Here is a 13,014-nt window from a genome sequence, read left to right as displayed (position 1 = left end):
CCACTCTCAGCTACAGAGAGGTCGGCCGTGAGCATTCACGAGGAGCGGGACGTTGCCGGACGGCGGTTCGACGTGGCCGACGCCGCGCCCCTGCTGCTCGACGCACAGGGCGTGGTGACGAGCTGGACGCAGGGCGCCCAGCGCCTGCTGGCGTACACGGCCACCGAGGTGGTGGGCACCAGGGCGACCCGCCTGCTGTCCGCCGAGGACGCCGCGCGGGTGCCCGAACTGGCCGAGCGGTGCCTCAGGGACGGCGGCTGGGCGGGGCTGCTGACCGCACGGCGCAAGGACGGGCAGCCGATACGGGTGATGGTGCGGATCACACCGGCGATGGAACCCGGCGGGGCACCGCACTGGCTGGTTCTCATCTCCGACGTGGCCGGGGAACGCGGCTGGGACATGAGCCGTGAGGTGCTGGAGCAGATGGTGACCGACTCCGCCGTCGGGATGGCGATCGTGGACACCGATCTGCGGTGCGTGTGGTCGAACGAGGCCCTGGAGCGGTACGGCGGCGGCTCCCCGGGCGAGCGGCTGGGCCGGCGGCTCGCGGAGATCCAGCCGGGCATCGACTCCGCGGACATCGAGACGCAGATGCGGCGTGTGCTGGAGACCGGCCTGCCGGTGGTCGGGTACGAGCATGTCGGCCAAGTGCGGTCCGCGCCGCACCGGGAGACGGCGCACATGATGTCGTTCACCCGCCTCGACGACGACCGGGGCCACCCGATGGGCGTGTACTACACGGTCGTCGACATCACCGACCGGCACCGCGCCCGGCAGCGACTGGCCCTGCTCGACCGGGCCGGCGAGCAGATCGGCCGCACCCTGGACATCGTCCGGACGGCACAGGAACTTGCCGACGTGGCCGTGCAGGACTTCGCCGACTTCGTCAGCGTGGACCTGCTGGAGTCCGTGCTTCGGGGTGCGGAGCCCGAGCCGCCGAGCGACAGGGACCAGGTGCCGCTGCGGCGGGCCGGGCACCAGTCGGTGAACCCCGGGGTCCCGGAGGCCGTCGTCGAGATCGGCGCGATGGCCACCTATCTCGCCGGATCGCCCCCGATCCGCAGTCTGACCACGGGCCGGTCCTGGCGTAAGGAACGGCTGGACCCGCTGGCCAAGGACTGGGCGACGGACATCCCGGGCGGCCGGATGGCGACCTTCCTGGAGCTCGGTGTGCACAGCGTGATGATCGTGCCCATCCGCGCGCGGGGCGTCACGATGGGCGTCACCACCTTCTTCCGGCGCCGCCGTCAGGAGCCCTTCGACGAGGACGATCTGAGTCTTGCCGAGGACCTGGTGTCCAGGGCGGCGGTGTGCGTGGACAACGCCCGCCGCTACACCCGCGAGCGGGACGCGGCCCTGGTCCTGCAGCGCAGCCTGCTGCCGCGGCGGCTGCCCGAGCAGGACGCGGTGGAGGTGGCCGCCTGCTACCGGCCGGCCGACGAGCTGACCGGCCTCGGCGGCGACTGGTACGACATCATCCCGCTGTCCGGTGCGCGCGTGGCCCTGATCGTGGGCGAGGTGCCGGGGCACGGGATCGACGCCGCGGCGGCCATGGGGCGGCTGCGCACCGCCGTGCACACTCTCGCGGCGCTCGATCTGCCGCCCGAGGAGGTCCTCGCGCACCTCGACGACCTGGTGGGGCGGATGGCCCGGGAAGAGGGCATCCGGCCCGAGGACCCGGAGGCCGCCGGTATCCAGGCGGTGGGGGCCGGGTGCCTGTACGTCATCTACGACCCCGTCAACGCGCGCTGCACGATGGCCGCCGCGGGCCATCCCGCGCCCGCCGTCGTCCTGCCCGACGGCGCCGTCAGCTTCGTCGAGCTGCCGCAGGGGCCGCCGCTCGGGGCGGGCGGTCCGCCCTTCGAGGCGGTCGAGCTGACCCTGGCCGAGGGCAGCACGCTGGCCCTGCACACCGACGGGCTGCTGGTCCACGGAGACGACGCGGACAGCGCCGGGGCCGATGCCGCGGACCACGACCGGCTGCGCCGCGCCCTGGAACAGCGCGCCCCCACGCTCGACATGAGCTGCCGGGCCGTGGTCGACACGCTGGTCCCGGACCGGCCGCACGACGACGTGGCCCTGCTGATGGCCCGCACCCGGCTGCTTGGCGCCGAGCGGGTCGCCGACTGGGACCTGGCCGCCGACCCGGCCGTGGTCGCCGACGCCCGCAAGGAGGCCGCCCGGCAGCTGAGCGAGTGGGGGCTGGAGGAGCTGGTGTTCACCACGGAACTGGTCGTGAGCGAACTGGTCACCAACGCCATCCGGCACGCGGAGGGCCCCGTCCGGCTCCGGCTGATCAGGGACCGGACCGCCCTGATCTGCGAGGTCTCCGACGGCAGCGCCACCGCACCCCATCTGCGCCATCCGCGCGCCACGGACGAGGGCGGCCGCGGACTGCTGCTGGTCTCCCAGTTCGCCGAGCGATGGGGAACCCGCTACGCCCCCGGTGGGAAGATCATCTGGGCCGAGCAGTCCACGACGGACCCGCGCGGCTGACCCACACGGAACGTGCATACGTCGCATGACGTGGGAAAATGGCGTCACTTCGCATACGGACGGTAGCCATGAACGATGGGGCCATCGACTATGCGGGGGTGTTCCAGGCGCTGCCGGGCATGGTGGCGCTGCTGACCCCCGACCTGCTCTTCGCGGACGCCGACGAGGAGTTCCTGCGGGCGGCCGGGCGCACCCGCGAGCAGGTGGTGGGGCGCTAGAGCGGGTTCCGTGAACTCGCTCGTCGTGACGAGCGCTGCGACATCGGCCTCGTGAATGGTGAAACAGGTGCCCCCGAAGCGCTGCACGTCCTGTGAGCCGACTTTGTGGGTGTCGCCGTACTGTTTGCACTGGATGACCAGGCGCCGTCCGTCCGGCGTGAGCGCGACGACGTCCGCTCCCAAATCGCCCGCGCCGCCCACCACTTCCCCCTCCCGACAGCCGTTTCCGGCGCACAGGTCGGCTATGGCTCGCTCGCAACCGTCGGGGTCCAGCTCGGCATAGTCGGCCAAGCAGGCGCCCGTGGCTGTCGTCACCGCGTCAGAGACGTGCTCTGTCGGTCCGCCGACCGGTACCGTCGGACGGCCGGCGTCCACCACCACCGTGTCGCGCAGGTCGTCGGACGCCATCTCGGCTGCCTCCTCCAGCGCCCGGGCAGCCCGGCCGCCGCAGCGCGTCACAGACGCCTTGCGCCACCCGGACCGGGAATCAAAAAGCTCGCGACACCGAGCAGGGCCAGGGCAACGGCCCACAGGGGGCGACGCTCGATGATTCCGGCCGCGGTGCGCACCAAGAACGCCAGGACGCAGAAGATGATCGCCAGCAGTATGAAGAACAGAGCGGTTGCCCGCAGATCGAACCGTCGTTCTCGATGTCCACGGCGAACAGGGCGCGTCGGTATGGCCATCCGGGCTTCCTCCTGGGCAGCGAGTGAAGATCAGTGATCTACGCATGCCCAAGATCGAGGAATCCACAGCCGTGAGGGCCGGGGCTGTGCCGTACGACCCACGCGGGGCACTGGACTCCCGACCTCCGCACACGGCCCGCACCGCAGGGCCCGTCACATCCAGAGGTCCTGGCCCGTGCAGACGCGCGCGCCCATGTTCCCCTCCATCATCCGCAGTGCCGCCCGAGCCAGATCCTCATGCATGTGCGCGACAGCGTCCTCGGGGACGGTCACCTGGAAATGACGGATGTGGGCGTCCAGGGCTGAATAGAGCACGCACTGTTCGGTGACCTGTCCGCAGAGCACCAGCTGCTCGATGCCCTGCTGCTGCAGCAGGTACTGAAGCGGGGTGTCGAAGAAGATCGAGTGGCGGGTTTTGAGGACGAACAGGGAATCCGCATCGGGCCGCAGAGGCTCCACGAGATCGGCGTGTGGCCCCGCGAGGGCGCGGTTGAGCAGCTCACCGTGATGGGAGCGCCACTCACCGAAATTGTCGTTGACGTAGACGACCGGCACCGAACGGCGCCGCGCGCGCTCCGCAAGGTCGGACACGACCGGCACGACCGACTCGGCCGAGGGGAGTAGCAGCTCGGCGTCTTCGTGGTCGTACGTATTGATCATGTCGATGATGATCAGAGCGGCCTTGCTCACGGGATCAGGTCTCCGTCCAGGGTGAGTCAGGCGACCACGGTCTCCGTCCCGTGGGATCACATGTCGGAGTAACCACCCTCACTTCTCCTCATGCGCCCCTTTGACACGCATTCACAACAGTAACCTCCGCGCGTGCGCGTTCACGGATGACGTCACCCCTTCGGCGGCGGCGTGTAGTGCCGGCTGGTCGCTCACTCAGCCGACACTGCTCGAAGACCTCGAGCACGGCGATCACCTGGCCACGCTGGGGCACAGCGCGTCCCGGTCTGGCAGGGGCTTGACGCCCTGGATACCGGAAGAGGCGCTCGCGCTGCGGCAGCAGCGGCTCCAAGCGGTCGCCCAGCTCATCCGGCACGCTCCACGGCGCACCTCCCCACCAGGGATGACGCTCAACTTCGCATGCAGGTTACCCGCCGTCGCCACCGATACCACCGGGCCCGTCCCCGGCCGCTTCCGCGGCCGCGTCGAGCTCCGCCCACGCCGCGTCGCTCAGGTCGGTGCCGGCCCATGCGACGGCGGAGGTCACTTCGTCGGAGGAACGGAAGCCCGCGACCACGCAGGCCACGACGGGGTCGCGGAGCGGGAAGCGGACGGCGGCATGGGGGAGGACGGTTCCGTGCCGGGCGCAGACGTCGGCAAGGCGCCGGGCACGACGCAGCACCGCGTCGGGGGCGGGGCCGTAGTCGAAGGTGGCGTTGTCGGGAGGGCAGGGCCGGCTGAGGAGGCCCGAGTTGAACGGGGCCGCGGCGACCACCGAGACACCTCGCTTCGTGCACGCCTCCAGCAGCGGGCGTGCGGTGCGGTCGATGAGAGTCCACCGACCGGCCATCATCACCGTGTCCACGTCCGCCTCGGCGACGACCCGCAGTAGTGGAGCGACGGCGTTCATGCCGACGCCGACGGCTCCGATGACGCCTTGGTCGCGGAGGTCCACCAGCGCGGGCAGTGCCTGGTCGACGGCCGCGTCGAGGTGATCGTCGGGGTCGTGGACGTAGACGACGTCCACACGGTCCACACCCAGTCGGGTCAGGCTGCCCTCCAGGCTTCGCAGGACGCCGTCGCGCGAGTAGTCGGGGCGGCGGATCAGCGTGTCCGGTACGGCGAAGCCGCCTGCGGCCAGGTCGGATCCGGTGGGGGCGGGGTGCGGCTCCAACAGGCGGCCGACCTTGGTGGAGAGGGTGAACTCCGCTCGTGGCCGGTGGGCGAGGGCCGCGCCGAGCCGGCGTTCGGACAGCCCCAGGCCGTAGTGCGGGGCGGTGTCGTAATAGCGCACGCCAGCGTCCCAGGCGGCCTCGACCGCGGCCCGCGCCTGGTCGTCGTCGAGCGGGGCGTAGAGGTTGCCGATGGGGGCGGCGCCGAACCCCAGTGCACTGACGCGGACGCCCGTACGGCCGAGCCGGCGGGCCGTCACGCGGCGATCCCGTACCAGCGGGCGGCCGTCGTGCCGAAGACCGCCTCGCGCTCGACGGGGCTCAGGTGGCCGGTGAGCGTCTCCGCGACGGCCAGGACTTCGTCGTATCCGGCCGCAAGCAGGCAGACTGGCCAGTCCGAGCCGTACATGAGGCGGCCCGGGCCCATTGTCGCGAGCAGTACGTCCGCGAAGGGACGCAGAGCGCGGGCCGGGTCGGCTTCGGTCCGGGTGACCAGGCCGGACAGTTTCACCGCGACATTGGGGCAGTCGGCCAAGTCGGTCAGCAGCGAGGTCCACGGCCTCAGTCCGTCGGTGCCGACGACCGGATTGCCGGCGTGGTCCAGGACGAAGCGGACGTCGGGCAGCTCGCGTACGGTCCGGACGGCGGCGGGCAGTTGGTCGGGCCGGACGAGCAGGTCGTAGACGAGGCCCGCGGCACCCACCGCCTCGATGCCGCGGCGGACCTCGGGACGCGCCGGCCAGTCCGGGTCGGCCTCGTCCTGAATGCCGTGCCGGATGCCGACGAGCGCGGATCCCCCGGGCAGCTCGCGCAGTCGCGCGAGGTGGTCGGCGATGCCGGGGTCGGTCAGGCTCGTCCAGCCGACGACCGCTCGCACGTGCGGGTCTCCGGAGGCCACGGCGAGCAGTTCGGGGGTCTCCTCCGCAACGGCGATGGTCTGTACGAGGACGGTGGCGTCGATCGCGTTCCGGTCGAGTGCCGGCCGCAGTTCGGCGGTGGTGAAGTTGCGGCGCAGGGCGGGCAGGTCGCGGGTCCACGGCTGGTCCCGCACAGTGAGGTCCCACAGATGGTGATGAGCGTCGATGCGCACCGTTCGGTCCTTTGGGTCGGTGGATGGATGTCGACAGGGCCTGGGAGCGGGGCCTGACCTCCGCGAGGGCGGCGTGGGCACGGACCGGGGGCGGCCACGTGCCGTCAGTCGAGGTGGAAGACCTCCTCGGCGGGTGCCCACCACTGCCCCTCGGTCACGCTGTCCAGCGGCCGCTGGCACGGATCGGTCAACTCCCACCACTCGCGGGAGACCGGGTCGGCGGCGATCGCCGCGGTGTCGCCGGAGTAGTCGGTCCCTGTGTACTCGAGGTAGCTGAAGAGCAGGCCGTCCCGGAGGAAGATGGAGTAGTTGCCGATGTTGGCCCGCTTGAGGGCCGCGAGCACCCCCGGCCACGCGGCGGCGTGCAGTTCGCGGTACTCCCGCTCCTTCTCGGGCCGCAGACGGATCACGGCGGCGAAGCGCTGCATCCGCTCAGCCCTCCTTCCGCAGTCGCAGTCCGTCCATGCCGCCGTCCACGGCCAGAGAGGTGCCCGTCGTGGAGGCGGCGGCCGGGGAGGCCAGATAGGCGACGGCGGCGGCGACCTCGTCGGCGCTGACCAGGCGGCCGTGCGGCTGCCGGGCGGCCAGCGCCGCGTGTTCGGCCGCCGGGTCGTCCGCCCGGTCCAGCAGCCGGCTGACCCACGGTGTGTCGGCGGTGCCGGGGTTGACGGCGTTGACCCGGATGCCGGCCGGCAGAAGGTCGGCGGCCATCGCCCGGGTCAGCGACAGCACGGCGCCCTTGCTGGCCGAGTACAGCGCCCGCTGCGGCAGGCCGGCCGTCGCGGCGATCGAGCTGACGTTGACGACCGCCGCGTGGGCGGAGGCACGCAGCGCGGGCAGCGCGGCGCGCGTGACCCGCACCAGCCCCAGGACGTTGATGTCCAGGACGCGGTGCCACTCCTCGTCGGGGTTGTCCTCGATGCCGCCCTGCGCGCCGATCCCGGCGTTGTTGACCAGCACGTCCAGGCCTCCGAGGGCGGCGACGGCCGCTCCGACGCCGTGCCTGACCGAGGTGTCGTCGCCGATGTCGGCCCGGACGTGAGCGGTGAAGCCCTCGGGCGCGGCCTGCAGATCGAGCACGGCCACCCGGGCCCCCTCGGCGGCGAGCAACCGGGCGGTGGCAAGGCCGATGCCGGAGGCACCGCCGGTGACCAGAGCCCTGAGTCCGTCGAAAGCACCCATGTCAGGCCTGCCCGAATGTCTGCCGCTGGCGGCCCAGGCCGTCGATCTCCAGGTCCACGACGTCGCCCGCTCGCAGGTAGGGCAGGCCGGGCCGGCCCAGTGCGACGCCCGCGGGGGTACCGGTGTTGATGACGTCACCGGGACGAAGCACCATGAAGTGGCTCAGATACCGGATCAGGTGGTGCACACCGAAGATCATGTCGGAGGTGTTGCCGTCCTGGCGCGGCTCGCCGTTGACCGACAGCCGCAGGCCGAGCGTCTGTGGGTCGGGCACCTCGTCCGCAGTGAGCAGCCAGGGGCCCAGCGGATTGAACGTCTCGCAGTTCTTGCCCTTGTCCCACTGGCCGCCGCGTTCGAGCTGGAAATCGCGCTCGGAGACGTCGTTGCTGATCGCGTAACCGGCCACGCACGCGGCAGCGGCGGCCTCGTCGGGCAGATAGCGGGCCTCGCGGCCGATGACGACGGCGAGTTCGACCTCGTAGTCGGTCTTCAGGGAGCGGCGGGGGATCAGGACCTCGTCGTCGGGGCCGACCACGGTGTCCGGCGTCTTGAGGAAGACGATGGGCTCCTCGGGGACGGCGGCGCCGGTCTCCGCGGCGTGCTGCCGGTAGTTCAGCCCGATGCAGACGATCTTCCCGATCCCGGTCAGCGGCGGTCCGAACCGGCCGGGCGACTCGACCACCGGCAGCGCGTCGAGGTCGACACCGTCCAGGACCGTGGGAAGGGTGTGGGGCGTCAGGTCTTCGACGACGGGGCGCAGGTCGTGCCACGGTCCGTCCGCCCCGGATATCAGGGGGCGTTCGGCTCCTGCCGTGCCGTGCCGGGCCAGTCTCATAGGGGTCTCTCCCACCGGTGCGCGCTCGGAATTCCCGCCGGATGGGGCGCCGCCGGGCCGTACGGCCCCGCGCTCCGATTAGCGGCTCGAGCCGGATGCGGGTCCTGATGGCAGCCGCGCGGACCGCCCCTCCGGGGGCCGACGTGATCTCCATCGTGAAGGATCTGCTTCATCCGACAGGCAGGACCATAAGGATCCAACCCTTCCTGTGCAATAGTTCCGAGCGGGATACCCTATTTGTCATGGTAGATGGGCGTTTCAAGGAAGGAGCGAACAAAAAACTCCTCGGACTCTTTCCAGTCCGTAACGTCGATGTCATAGTTGCCCTCGCCGATGAACCTGATTAATGCGAAACAGGCAAGAGGAGGGTCGCCCCGTGGCAGCCGCAACACAGGTCCCTGGTGAAGGGGATGACGAGGCGTCGCCTCGCTACCGGCCGGGCTATGAGCTGGTCGCCGAGCAGCTGCTGAACTACATCGACGAGCAGAACCTGCGGGCCGGCGACCGGCTGCCCACGGAGCAGGGCCTGGCTGAGATCCTGGGCGCCTCTCGCAATGTCACCCGCGAGGCGGTGAAGGTCCTGGCCGCCATCGGCCGGCTGAGTGTGCGGCGTGGCGCGGGCATCTTCGTCGCCGAGTCCACCGGCGGGCTGGTGGACGACCAGCTCTCGCACTTCCGGCCGACGAGCATGGAACACGTCCTGATGCTGCTTGACTACCGGACGGTGATCGAGTCGGAGACGGCGCGCCGTGCGGCCTCCCTCGCCACGCCGCTCGAGGTCCGGACCATCCGGGAGTGCGCCGAGTCGTCCCTGGAGGCGGCCCGGGCGGCGGACGGTCACGCCTTCGCCGGGGCCGACACGGCGTTCCACGACGCGGTGGGCGCCGCCGCACACAATGTCTTTCTGAGATCGAGCGTCGCCAACGTGCGGCGTTTCGCATCACAGTCCGACGTACTGCTCTTCCACGGTGACGTGCCCGGGTCGCTGGAAGTGGCCGCAGGACAGCACCTCGCCATAGCTGAGGCGGTCGCCGCGGGGGAGGCCGATCTCGCCGCGGAGCTGATGGTGGGGCACATCGCAACCACGCGGAGCCAGTTCGAACGCAAGATCCGTGACCGGCTGTTCAATCTTGACGGCCGCGGCGCCTCCGGGGCGTCGGCGCAGCCGCCGAGGAGCGCCGGTGCCGCGGACGAGCCGTCGTCCCCGGAGACATCCGCCTCGTAGACCGGCACCGCGCCAGTAGCACGGGCTCGCGGGCCGAGCCACCCAACGCCGGAGGAACCCGCAGGACGAGCGGGCTCCCGGAACGTCACCTCATTCAGGCGATTGGATTTCTGTGTCTGTACCGTCTGTTTCTCCACGAATATGCGTGTCCCTCCGAAGAGTTTTCGTGGCCGCTCTGTCCCTCGCCGCGATAACGACGCCGCTGGCCACCGTGCCGGCCCAGGCGTCCCCATCGCACGCGTCGGGCCTGGACGTCTATGTCTCGCCGGCCGGCCGCGACGCCGGCTCCGGTACCGCCAAGCATCCGTTCAAGACGCTGGAACACGCACGGGACTACGTGCGTGACGTCAAGAAGAAGGTCTCCGGCGACGTCCGCGTGCGGCTGATGTCGGGTACCTACCGGCTGAGCCGGACCTTCACCCTCACTGCCCAGGATTCGGGCAGTGCCGGGCACCGGGTCGTCTATGAGGCCGCCCCCGGCGCGCACCCGGTGATCAGTGGCGGCACGCAGGTCACCGGCTGGACCCCGGCCGACTCGTCGGGGAAGGTCTACAAGGCCAAGGTCGGCGACCTCGACACCCGTCAGCTCTATGTGAACGGCGAGTTGGAGACCCGGGCGCGGGGTGGGAAGAACCCGGCCGGCTTCAGCAAGACGTCGACCGGCTACACCTTCACCGACAGCAGCCTCAGCGACTACAAGCGTCCCTCGGACCTGGAGGTCGTCAGCAGTTGGGGCTGGAAGCTCATGCGCTGCCCCGTACAGTCGATCTCCGGCAACACGATGACGGTGCAGCAGCCCTGCTGGCACAACGCCAACCTCCAGCAGGGTCAGGAGATCACCAATCCGACCTGGCTGGAGAACGCCCGCGAGCTGCTGGACACGCCCGGCGAGTGGTACCTGGACAAGGGCGCGGGCGAGATCTACTACATGCCCAAGGACGGTCAGGACCTGTCCACCGCGACCGTCACGGTCCCGCGCGTGCAGGACCTGGTCGACCTGAACGGCACCAGGGCCGACCCGGTGACCAACGTGTCCTTCCAGGACATCACCTTCTCGTACTCCACCTGGCTCGCCCCCAGCTCGTCCGACGGCCTCATCGAGGGTCAGGCGGGCTTCCGGATGGTCGGTGACAACAACCCCGACTTCGACTCGACCCGTCTGAAGTGGCAGAAGACGCCGGGCGCGGTCAACGTGAGCTACGGCCACGGCGTCGGTTTCCAGGACAACACCTTCACCCACCTCGGCGCGGTCGGTCTCAATCTGAACACCGGCACCCAGGGCACCGACATCACGGGCAACGTCTTCCGCCAGATCGCCGCCACCGGCATCCAGATCGGCGGCACCGACGTGATCGACGCCCACCCCGACGACCCGCGTGACATCACCAAGGACACCACGGTCGACAACAACGTGGTCACCAAGGTCGCCGACCAGTACAACGGCTCGGTGGGCATCCTGGCCGGCTACACCGACCACACGGTGATCACCCACAACAAGGTCTACGACCTGCCCTACAGCGGCATCTCCGTCGGCTGGGGCTGGGGTCTGACCGACAAGGGCGGCGACACCAACTACCCCGGCAACTCCGGCGTACCGATCTGGAACACCGACACCACCAGCCGGGACAACAAGGTCACCGACAACGACATCTCCGACATCATGAAGTCGCAGGCCGACGGCGGCGCCGTCTACACCCTCAGCACCAACCCCGGCGGCGTGGTCGCCGGCAACTACATCCACGGCGTCCCGGCCCCGGCCTACGGTGCCGTCTACCACGACGAGGGCAGCCGCTACTGGCAGAACACCGGCAACGCCTTCTGCGACGTGGCGTACCAGTGGCTGCTGATGAACCATGGCATGGACATCACCGCCACCGGCAACTTCACCACCCAGCCCGCGTTCACCACCCAGGCCAACAGCACGGGCAACAACGTGAGCGGCAACACCACCGTCGGCTCCTGCGACCAGCTCCCGGCCTCGATCGTGAACAACGCCGGTCTCCAGCCGCGCTACCGTCACCTCGACCCCGGCCCGGACGTCACCGACCGCCAGGCACCCACCGCGCCCGGCACCCCGACCGCGGTCACCGACTTCCCGACCGTCGCGGACCTCAGCTGGCCGGCGTCCACCGACGACACGGGTGTCACGGGCTACTCCGTCTACCGTGACGGCACGCTCGTCAGCGCCACCGGCAAGACCTCGGTGCGCCTCTCCGGCCTGACCGGCGGGAAGACGTACAGCTTCCGGATCACCGCCCGCGACGCGGCCGGCAACGAGTCCCAGCCGAGCCAGGCACTGCAGGTCACCATGCCCTCCGGCTCCGACCTGGCGCTGAAGAAGCCGGTCACCTACTCCTCGTACTCCGAGGACAACACCCCCGAGAAGGCGGTGGACGGCGACCTGTCCACCCGCTGGGCCCAGGGCCTCGGTCTGCCCGACCCGTCCTGGATCCAGGTGGACCTCGGTGCCCAGTACGACGTGAACGGCGCGATCACCACCTTCGAGAAGAGCAGCGGTTACAAGTACCGCATCGAGGTGTCCCCGGACGAGGTCCACTGGCGGACGCTGGCGGACCACACCTCCGCGAACACCACGGCGATGACCGACTACTCCCACACCGCCGATCCGGTCGCCGGCCGCTTCGTGCGGCTGACGGTCACCGGCTCCAGCGGCAACGGCGGAAGCATCTACGACTTCCAGGTCTACGGCACGCCCAGGGCGCCCAGTTCCGACCACACGCCTCCCGCGGCCCCCGGGCAGCCCACCGTCAAGCCGCTGCTGCCCAGCCTGGCGGACCTCACCTGGCCCGCCGTGACCGATGACACCGGCGTGACCACCTACGCCGTCTACCAGGACGGCAAGCGGATCGCCGTCACCGACGCCACGACCCTGCGGGTCCCCGGCCTGACTCCGGACAAGCAGTACTCCTTCACGGTCGTCGCCCGCGACGCCGCGCTGAACACCTCCGACCCCAGCCCGGCGGCCGTCATCACCATGCCGGCCGACCACGACCTGGCGCAGAACAAGGCGGTCACCGCTTCCTCGTACTCGGAGGACAACACGCCTCAGAAGGCGGTGGACGGCGACCTGTCCACCCGCTGGGCCCAGGGCCTGGGGCTGCCCGACCCGTCGTGGATCCAGGTGGACCTGGGCCAGGACACCTCGGTCTCCAGCGTGGCGACCACCTTCGAGAAGCCCAGCGGCTACAAGTACCTGCTCGAGTACTCCGCCGACGGCGTCACGTGGTCCACGTTCGAGGACCACACCTCCGAGAACACCGTCTCGGCGACCAACTACTCGTTCGCCGACTCGCCCGTCACCGCCCGCTATCTGCGGCTGACCGTCACCGGATCCAGCTGGAACGGCGGCAGCATCTACGAGCTCCAGGCATACGGCGACTTCTGACCCGTACGCGCCCCTGGAGCCCGCCCGCTCACAGA

At 70.3% G+C, this 13,014-nt stretch carries 10 protein-coding genes and 3 pseudogenes; 4 read left to right on the top strand and 9 right to left on the bottom strand.

All coding sequences use genetic code 11. The features are described 5' to 3' along the window. Positions 1 to 27: 27 nt before the first annotated feature. Complete coding sequence (locus AB0M27_RS13220) at positions 28 to 2,496, top strand: SpoIIE family protein phosphatase (RefSeq protein WP_365720995.1); 2,469 nt, start codon at positions 28 to 30, stop codon at positions 2,494 to 2,496. Between the two features lie 68 nt (positions 2,497 to 2,564). After that, positions 2,565 to 2,711, top strand: a pseudogene (locus tag AB0M27_RS13215) (protein phosphatase); the annotation flags it as partial. Between the two features lie 60 nt (positions 2,712 to 2,771). Here AB0M27_RS13215 and AB0M27_RS13210 read toward each other — a convergent pair. The 9 genes and pseudogenes from AB0M27_RS13210 to AB0M27_RS13170 all read right to left on the bottom strand — a co-directional run. Further along, positions 2,772 to 3,122, bottom strand: a pseudogene (locus tag AB0M27_RS13210) (restriction endonuclease); the annotation flags it as partial. Between the two features lie 47 nt (positions 3,123 to 3,169). Continuing rightward, positions 3,170 to 3,400: a hypothetical protein gene (locus AB0M27_RS13205; RefSeq protein WP_365720993.1), complete on the bottom strand. Its 231-nt coding sequence runs from the start codon at positions 3,398 to 3,400 to the stop codon at positions 3,170 to 3,172. A gap of 153 nt (positions 3,401 to 3,553) precedes the next feature. Further along, positions 3,554 to 4,090, bottom strand: a complete 537-nt coding sequence (locus AB0M27_RS13200; protein WP_365720991.1) for an isochorismatase family cysteine hydrolase — start codon at positions 4,088 to 4,090, stop codon at positions 3,554 to 3,556. Between the two features lie 249 nt (positions 4,091 to 4,339). Further along, positions 4,340 to 4,445 (bottom strand): annotated as a pseudogene (locus AB0M27_RS13195) (IS5/IS1182 family transposase); the annotation flags it as partial. Between the two features lie 51 nt (positions 4,446 to 4,496). Further along, positions 4,497 to 5,501 (bottom strand): aldo/keto reductase, encoded by a 1,005-nt coding sequence (locus AB0M27_RS13190; protein ID WP_365720989.1) that lies wholly within the window; start codon positions 5,499 to 5,501, stop codon positions 4,497 to 4,499. Then, positions 5,498 to 6,331 (bottom strand): amidohydrolase family protein, encoded by an 834-nt coding sequence (locus AB0M27_RS13185; protein WP_365720987.1) that lies wholly within the window; start codon positions 6,329 to 6,331, stop codon positions 5,498 to 5,500. Before AB0M27_RS13185 ends, AB0M27_RS13190 begins: the two co-directional genes overlap by 4 nt. A gap of 104 nt (positions 6,332 to 6,435) precedes the next feature. Then, complete coding sequence (locus AB0M27_RS13180) at positions 6,436 to 6,759, bottom strand: L-rhamnose mutarotase (RefSeq protein ID WP_365720985.1); 324 nt, start codon at positions 6,757 to 6,759, stop codon at positions 6,436 to 6,438. Positions 6,760 to 6,763: 4 nt separating this feature from the next. After that, complete coding sequence (locus tag AB0M27_RS13175; RefSeq protein ID WP_365720983.1) at positions 6,764 to 7,513, bottom strand: SDR family oxidoreductase; 750 nt, start codon at positions 7,511 to 7,513, stop codon at positions 6,764 to 6,766. 1 nt (position 7,514) lies between these two features. Continuing rightward, positions 7,515 to 8,348 (bottom strand): fumarylacetoacetate hydrolase family protein, encoded by an 834-nt coding sequence (locus tag AB0M27_RS13170; RefSeq protein WP_365720981.1) that lies wholly within the window; start codon positions 8,346 to 8,348, stop codon positions 7,515 to 7,517. 376 nt (positions 8,349 to 8,724) lie between these two features. On the opposite strand from AB0M27_RS13170, the gene AB0M27_RS13165 reads away from it, so the two are divergent. Both AB0M27_RS13165 and AB0M27_RS13160 read left to right on the top strand, forming a co-directional pair. Beyond that, the gene (locus tag AB0M27_RS13165) at positions 8,725 to 9,573 is read left to right on the top strand and encodes an FCD domain-containing protein (RefSeq protein WP_365720979.1); all 849 of its coding nucleotides are present in this window, start codon (positions 8,725 to 8,727) and stop codon (positions 9,571 to 9,573) included. 385 nt (positions 9,574 to 9,958) lie between these two features. After that, entirely contained in the window at positions 9,959 to 12,979 is a 3,021-nt protein-coding gene (locus tag AB0M27_RS13160; protein ID WP_365721096.1) for a discoidin domain-containing protein, read from the top strand. Positions 12,980 to 13,014: the final 35 nt, after the last annotated feature.

This window comes from Streptomyces sp. NPDC052107 (assembly GCF_040680215.1).
Classification (GTDB): domain Bacteria; phylum Actinomycetota; class Actinomycetes; order Streptomycetales; family Streptomycetaceae; genus Streptomyces.
This window is presented reverse-complemented; position numbering and strand designations above follow the sequence as displayed.

What these genes read in the sequence shown, in the direction of transcription:
- AB0M27_RS13180 (WP_365720985.1), bottom strand. Translation starts at nt 6,759, where the DNA reads ATGCAGCGCTTCGCCGCCGTGATCCGTCTGCGGCCCGAGAAGGAGCGG.
- AB0M27_RS13205 (WP_365720993.1), bottom strand. Translation starts at nt 3,400, where the DNA reads ATGGCCATACCGACGCGCCCTGTTCGCCGTGGACATCGAGAACGACGG.
- AB0M27_RS13160 (WP_365721096.1), top strand. Translation starts at nt 9,959, where the DNA reads ATGTCGGGTACCTACCGGCTGAGCCGGACCTTCACCCTCACTGCCCAG.
- AB0M27_RS13175 (WP_365720983.1), bottom strand. Translation starts at nt 7,513, where the DNA reads ATGGGTGCTTTCGACGGACTCAGGGCTCTGGTCACCGGCGGTGCCTCC.
- AB0M27_RS13170 (WP_365720981.1), bottom strand. Translation starts at nt 8,348, where the DNA reads ATGAGACTGGCCCGGCACGGCACGGCAGGAGCCGAACGCCCCCTGATA.